Source organism: Variovorax sp. 10L421, from assembly GCF_056395365.1.
In genome coordinates, this window is record NZ_JBFTJJ010000018.1 from 101,893 (window position 1) to 108,123 (window position 6,231).

The window sequence follows — 6,231 nt, forward strand, 5'->3', positions numbered from 1 at the left end:
CAGGCCGCCTGTCCTGCTCACGATGTCCTCCGACACATCTTCATCCCCCCTCGCAGCCGACGCGCGCTACGACCCGTTCACGATGGCGCTGCACTGGCTGCTTGCGGCCCTGATCGTGGGCTCGTTCGGCGTAGGGCTCTACATGACGGGGCTGCCGTTCTCGCCGCTGCGCCTGAAGATCTACAGCTGGCACAAGTGGGCGGGCGTCACCATCCTCGCGCTGTCGGCGCTGCGGCTGCTGTGGCGGCTCGGGCATCGTCCACCGGCGCTCCCGCCGGGCATGTCGGCGCTCCAGCTGGCGAGCTACCGCATCAGCCACACGCTGATGTACCTGCTGTTCTTCGCGGTGCCGCTGTCCGGGTGGGCCTACAGCTCGGCCATGGGCATGCCGGTGGCGTGGTTCGGCGTGCTGCCGCTGCCCGACTTCGTGCCGGTCGACCACGCCTTCGCCGAGGCGGTGCTGCAGCCGCTGCACCGCAACTGCGCCTTCGTGCTGGCAGGCGTCACGCTGCTGCACGTGGCGGCGGTGCTCAAGCACCACTGGATCGACCGCGACGGTCTTCTCAAACGCATGTGGCCCCGGCCACGCAAGGAACCAGCTCGATGATCAAGCGCCTGTTTTTCCGTCTCGCGCCGTCGCTCGCGGCGCTGGCTTTCGCCACCCTGGCGCTGCCGGCCGGCGCCGAGCCCGCAGCGGCAAAGCTCGTGGCCGACAAGAGCCAGATCGTCTTCGTCAGCAAGCAAATGGGCGTGCCCGTGGAAGGCACGTTCAAGAAATTCGACGCGCAGGTGGCCTTCGACCCGAAGAAGCCCGAGGGCGGCACCGTCGCGCTGCAGATCGACACGGCCAGCGCCGGCTTCGGCGTCCCGATGAGCGATGCGGAACTGCCCAAGCAGCCGTGGTTCGACGCCGCGCACTTCCCGCAGGCAAGCTTCCAGTCGAGCGCCATCAAGGCGCTGGGCGACGGCAAGTTCGAGATGGCGGGCAAGCTCACCATCAAGGGCATCGCCAAATACGTGACGGTGCCCGTCAGCATCGCCGCGGCCGGCGGCAAGGAGGCGGTTGCCACGGGGAGCTTCACGATCCAGCGGCTCGACTACAAGGTGGGCGAAGGCGAATGGACCGACACCTCGACGGTCGGCAACGACGTGCAGGTGCGCTTCAGGTTCACGCTCACGGGCTTCGGGCCGTTGTGAAGCGCCAGGCTGTCCGCCCCTCACTCACTTTCCTCTTTCCTCCCGCATCCAACACCATGAAAAAGCTCCTTCTCGCCGCGGCCCTGTCGGCCGCCGCATTCACCGGCAGCGCCACGGCGCAGCAACAGCAACTGCCAACGGAATTCGCCCCGGCCGTGGCCGCCAAGCCCGCGGGCGGGCCGGCGAAGAACGCCAACTACGTGATCGATCCGACTCACACCTTCGTGATGTACGAGATGGGGCACTACGGCACCACCACCAACCGCGGGCGCTTCAGCACCAAGGACGGCTCCGTGCAGATCGACGGCACCGGCGCCAGCGGCAAGGTCGACATCACGATGGACATCAGCTCCATCAACACCGGCGTCGACCTGCTCAACCGCCATGTGCAGAGCAAGGATTTCTTCAACGTGGCCGAGTTTCCGATCGGCCGCTTCGTGGCCGACCGCATCGATTTCAGCGGCGGCAAGGTGACCGACGTGCCCGGCACGCTCACGCTGATGGGCCAGACCAGGCCTGTGACGCTGAAGGCCGTGCGCTTCAACTGCTACCTGAGCCCGCTGATCAACCGCCAGGTGTGCGGCGGCGACTTCGAGACCACGGTGGAGCGCAGCGACTGGGGCATCACCTGGGGGCTGAACTTCGGCTTCGAGAACAAGGTGAAGCTGCTGGTGCAGGTCGAAGCGGTCAACGTGCAATGACACCGCTGCCCGGCCTGGCCGGCGCCACGAGCACCAGCTAGAGCAGGCTCTCCGGCGTCAGCGGCGCCAGCAATTCGAGCATGACCCGGCCCCAGAAACTGGAGTCGGGCTCCTCGGTCAGCACGGTGAGCTTGCCGGCATCCTCGCTGACCCATTCGATGCGCGACTCGTTGCTGCCTTCGGCAAAGCGCAGCCGGTAGGCGCCCTGCTGCTTGAGCACGTCGATGAGTTTCAGCGCCTGCTGCGCCATCTCGGCGCTGTGGATGATCAGCCCGATCTCGGTGTTGGCCGACTCCGAGCGCGGGTCGAAATTCATCGAGCCGACGAACAGCGTGCGCCGGTCGATCACGGCCGACTTGGCATGCAGCCTGCCCACCGAGGTGCCGAACAGGCCCAGCCGCACGCTGCGCCGGGTGCGCGTGGAGCTCAGCTCGTAGAGGTCGGCGCCGAGCTTGAGCATGTCGGGCCGGTAGCGGCGGTAGGCGGTGTGCACCAGCGGCTCGTCGGTGGCGGCCAGCGAATTGGTGACGACGCTGATCTTCACGTTGCGGTTGCGGATCTCGCGCATCACCTCCAGCCCCGTGGCGCCCGGGATCAGGTAGGGCGAGACGATGGTCACTTCGGAGCGTGCACGGCGCATCTGCTCGACCACGTTGTAGCGCACGCTGTCGACGTCGAGCAGCGGCACGCCGCCGTAGGAGGCGGTCTTGCCGATCACGCGCTCGGGCGAATCGGCATAGGCCTCGGCGGTGGTCCAGATCAGGCCGAGCTTGCCGGCGTTCAGGTCTTCCACCATCGGGCTGTAGCCGAGCAGGTCGTTGGGCGCGGGCTTCGGCGGCGGTGGAGTAGTGTCGGGGCCGGTGACCGCGTCGAAGCGGCGCTGCAGCTCTTCGGCCGACAACTCGCTGCGCACCACCGACTGGATCGGCCGCACGTAGATGCTGTTCCAGTACTGGTCGAACAGGCTGCCCAGCCGCGGGATCAGCGCACCAGTGACGAAGGTGTCGAGGTCGAGAAAATTCTCGCCCGCGGTGCGCGTGAAGTACTGGTTGCCGATGTTGCGCCCGCCCGCCACCGCCATCGCGCCGTCGGCGATGAACAGCTTGTTGTGCATGCGCCGGTTGACGCGGCTGAAGTCGAACAGCGAGGCAGTGAAGCGCTTCAGGATGCTCGCGCGCCCGGCCGGGAACGGGTTGAACAGGCGCAGTTCGACGTTGGGCGTGGCGGCAAAGCCGAGCAGCAGTTCGTCCTCGCCCGAGGTGTAGAGATCGTCCATCAGCACCCGCACGCGCACGCCGCGCTGGGCGGCGTCGCGCAGGGTGCGCAGCAGGTAGCGGCCGGTCTCGTCGTTCTCGATCTGGTAGTACTGCACGTCGAGCGTGCGCTGGGCACGGCGGGCCAGCTGGATGCGGGTGTCGAAGGCGAAGTCGCCACCGGGCATCAGGCGAAAACCGCTCAGGTCGGGGTCGGGCTGCGAGGCCAGCGCGAGCTTGCCGAGTGCGGTGTCGGCCGAGACGGCCATGGCCTTGGTGGGTGCGCGCGGGGCCTCGTTGGGCAGGGTGGCGCAGCCGGTGGCGAGCAGTGCGAAAGCCGCGAACAACAGCGCCAGGCCCCAGCGCCAATACGGTCCAGGTCCGTTCGGGGAACACCGCGGAACCGGCTCCGCCGGGCCGCAGGTGTTGCCCCCTGCAAGGGGGTTGGCGAAGCGACACGAAGTGCGCATAGCCTGGGGGTGTGCCAAGTTACAGGGCTTTGCGCAGGTTCGCGGGCGCGATGCGCAGCGCCTCGCGGTACTTGGCCACGGTGCGCCGTGCGCACTCGATGCCCTGCTCTTTCAGCATCTCGGAGATCTGGCTGTCCGACAGCGGCTTCTTGATGCTCTCGGAACTCACGAACTGCTTGATCAGCGCGCGCACCGCGGTGCTCGACGCATTGCCGCCCGTCTCGGTGCCCAGCGCCGAGCCGAAGAAGTACTTGAGCTCGACGGTGCCGAACGGCGTGGCCATGTACTTGGCGGTGGTCACGCGCGAGATGGTCGATTCGTGCAGGCCCAGCTCGTCGGCGATCTCGCGCAGCACCAGCGGGCGCATCGCGAGTTCGCCATGCACGAAGTAGCTCTTCTGCCGCTCGACGATGGCGTTGCTCACGCGCAGGATGGTGTCGAAACGCTGCTGGATGTTCTTGATGAACCAGCGCGCCTCCTGCAGCCGCTGCGACAGCGCCTGGCTGCCCTCGCCCTTGTGCGACTTGAGCGCGCCGGCATAGATGTCGTGCACGCGCAGACGCGGCATCACCTCGGGGTTCAACATGACGCGGAACTTCACGTTGGTGCCGCGGCCGGTCTTGGTGACGATCACATCGGGAATGACGATGTTGCGCTCCACGTCGACGAAGCGCCGGCCCGGCTTGGGCTCCAGCCGCGCGATGATCTGCAGCGCCGAGCGCACCAGCTCCTCGCTGCTGCGGGTGAGCGTGGCCAGGCGCTTGAAATCGCGGCGCGCAAGCAGCTCCATCGGCTGCTTGCAGACGGTGATGGCGGTCTTGCGGACCAGCGCCTCTTCGTCGGTCTCGTCCTCGCTGGCCATGGCGCGCAGCTGGATGCCCAGGCATTCGCCGAGGTCGCGCGCGCCTACGCCCACGGGCTCCAGGCTCTGCAGCAGTCCGAGCGCCACCTGGAAGTGATGCACGAGGTCGTCGAACTGGTCGTTGTCGTCGCCAGCCAGGCCCGAGGCCAGCGCGGGCAGCGAGTCTTCGAGGTAGCCGTCGTCGTTGAGAGATTCGATGAGAAAGCGCAGCGCGGCGCTGTCGTTCTCGTTCAGGCGCAGGCTCAGCGCCTGGCGGTGCAGGAACGACTGCAGCGACTCCTGGCTGCGCGCGAGTTCAGTGGCGTCGGCACGTTCGTCGTCGCCGAGGTTGTTCTGGCGCGCGGGCGCGTCGCTGCCCCACTCGCTGTCGTCGGGCGCCGCCATGTCGACGGTGCCGTCGCCTTCCCAGTCGGGCTCACGCTCGGTGATCTCGGCAGCTGGCCCGTCGGTATCCGCCGTGGTGGTGCTGGTGGTCTCGGCGGGCGCACTGGCGGCCGAAGGCGCGAAGTCGCTCTCGCCCTCATCGCGCGGAACCGGCGCATCAGCCGTGTCGAGCCCGAATTCCTCGCGCGCCGCTTCTTCCGCGGTGCGTTCGAGGAACGGGTTTTCGTCCAGCATCTGCTCGACTTCCTGGCTCAGTTCGAGCGTGGAAAGCTGAAGCAGCCGGATGGACTGCTGCAGCTGTGGCGTCAGTGCCAGATGCTGCGAGACGCGAAGGGACAGCCCTTGCTTCATGAGGAAATGGCCCCCCCCCAGGCTGCGCGCTTCGCGCTACGCCAACCCCCTACCGGGGACGGGCCGGCCGCTTCGGGCGGCCGTGCGCGGCGGCCCCCGCGAGGAAGCTCCGCGCGGACGGTGGCCACGATGATCCTTGACCCTCGCCGCACGATCACATCCGGAAGTGTTCGCCCAGGTACACCCTGCGTACTTCGGCGTTGTCGACGATCTCCGAGGGTGTGCCTTGTGCCAGCACATGCCCGTCGCTGATGATGAACGCATGATCGCAGATACCCAGCGTTTCACGCACGTTGTGGTCGGTGATGAGCACGCCGATGCCGCGCTCCTTCAGGAAGCTGATGATCCGCTGGATTTCGATCACCGCGATCGGGTCGATGCCGGCGAAGGGCTCGTCCAGCAGGATGAAGCGCGGCTGGGTGGCCAGCGCGCGCGCGATCTCGACGCGGCGGCGCTCGCCGCCCGACAGCGCCAGCGCGGGCGAGTCGCGCAGGTGGTCCACCCGCAGGTCGGCCAGCAGTTCGGACAGTCGCTCTTCGATGTGCTGCTTCGACAGTGGCGCCATCTTGCCGTTGGCATCGGGCTCGCTCTGGAGCTCGAGCACGGCGCGCACGTTTTCCTCGACCGTGAGCTTGCGGAAGATCGAGGCCTCCTGCGGCAGGTAGCTCAGGCCCATGCGGGCGCGGCGGTGGATCGGCATGTGGGCGATGGGCTCGCCGTCGATGGTGATGTCGCCCGCATCGGCGCGCACCAGCCCCACGATCATGTAGAACGAGGTGGTCTTGCCCGCGCCGTTCGGCCCGAGCAGCCCGACGACTTCGCCCTTCTGCACGTCGAGCGAGACGTCCTTCACGACCGTGCGGCTGCCATAGCTCTTCTTCAGGCCGCGCGCGACCAGGCGGCTGCCCGGCGTGCTGTTGGCGTCCTGCGATACAACGGATTCGATCACTTGCGGGTTTCTCCCTCGTCACCGAGCGTGGTGCTCGGGCGCAGGCCCTTGCCGGGCGCCGGGG

The 6,231-nt window shown here is 67.6% G+C and carries 6 protein-coding genes; 3 read left to right on the forward strand and 3 right to left on the reverse strand.

Annotation, left to right across the window (positions count from 1 at the left end; translation table 11 throughout):
- The first annotated feature begins 22 nt into the window (after positions 1–22).
- The 3 genes from AC1DFC_RS21500 to AC1DFC_RS21510 are packed head-to-tail and all read left to right on the forward strand — an operon-like array spanning position 23 to position 1,898.
- Entirely contained in the window at positions 23–607 is a 585-nt protein-coding gene (locus AC1DFC_RS21500) for a cytochrome b (protein WP_478179959.1), read from the forward strand.
- Positions 604–1,197 (forward strand): YceI family protein, encoded by a 594-nt coding sequence (locus tag AC1DFC_RS21505; protein ID WP_007829880.1) that lies wholly within the window; start codon positions 604–606, stop codon positions 1,195–1,197. The genes AC1DFC_RS21500 and AC1DFC_RS21505 overlap by 4 nt, the downstream gene beginning before the upstream one ends.
- A 56-nt stretch (positions 1,198–1,253) precedes the next feature.
- The gene (locus tag AC1DFC_RS21510; protein WP_007829878.1) at positions 1,254–1,898 is read left to right on the forward strand and encodes a YceI family protein; all 645 of its coding nucleotides are present in this window, start codon (positions 1,254–1,256) and stop codon (positions 1,896–1,898) included.
- A gap of 37 nt (positions 1,899–1,935) precedes the next feature.
- Here AC1DFC_RS21510 and AC1DFC_RS21515 read toward each other — a convergent pair whose 3' ends face one another.
- From AC1DFC_RS21515 to lptB, 3 genes are all read right to left on the reverse strand, one after another.
- Positions 1,936–3,621, reverse strand: a complete 1,686-nt coding sequence (locus AC1DFC_RS21515; protein WP_478179960.1) for a phospholipase D family protein — start codon at positions 3,619–3,621, stop codon at positions 1,936–1,938.
- A gap of 19 nt (positions 3,622–3,640) precedes the next feature.
- Positions 3,641–5,218 carry an RNA polymerase factor sigma-54 gene (gene rpoN / locus AC1DFC_RS21520; RefSeq protein ID WP_478179961.1) on the reverse strand — a complete coding sequence of 526 codons (1,578 nt, stop codon included), beginning with the start codon at positions 5,216–5,218 and terminating at the stop codon, positions 3,641–3,643.
- Positions 5,219–5,372: 154 nt separating this feature from the next.
- The gene (gene lptB / locus AC1DFC_RS21525) at positions 5,373–6,167 is read right to left on the reverse strand and encodes an LPS export ABC transporter ATP-binding protein (RefSeq protein ID WP_007829871.1); all 795 of its coding nucleotides are present in this window, start codon (positions 6,165–6,167) and stop codon (positions 5,373–5,375) included.
- Between the last annotated feature and the right edge of the window lie 64 nt (positions 6,168–6,231).

Coding starts and splice junctions, on each gene's coding strand:
- AC1DFC_RS21510 (WP_007829878.1), top strand. CDS start 1,254: ATGAAAAAGCTCCTTCTCGCCGCGGCCCTGTCGGCCGCCGCATTCACC.
- rpoN (WP_478179961.1), bottom strand. CDS start 5,218: ATGAAGCAAGGGCTGTCCCTTCGCGTCTCGCAGCATCTGGCACTGACG.
- AC1DFC_RS21500 (WP_478179959.1), top strand. CDS start 23: ATGTCCTCCGACACATCTTCATCCCCCCTCGCAGCCGACGCGCGCTAC.
- AC1DFC_RS21505 (WP_007829880.1), top strand. CDS start 604: ATGATCAAGCGCCTGTTTTTCCGTCTCGCGCCGTCGCTCGCGGCGCTG.
- AC1DFC_RS21515 (WP_478179960.1), bottom strand. CDS start 3,621: ATGCGCACTTCGTGTCGCTTCGCCAACCCCCTTGCAGGGGGCAACACC.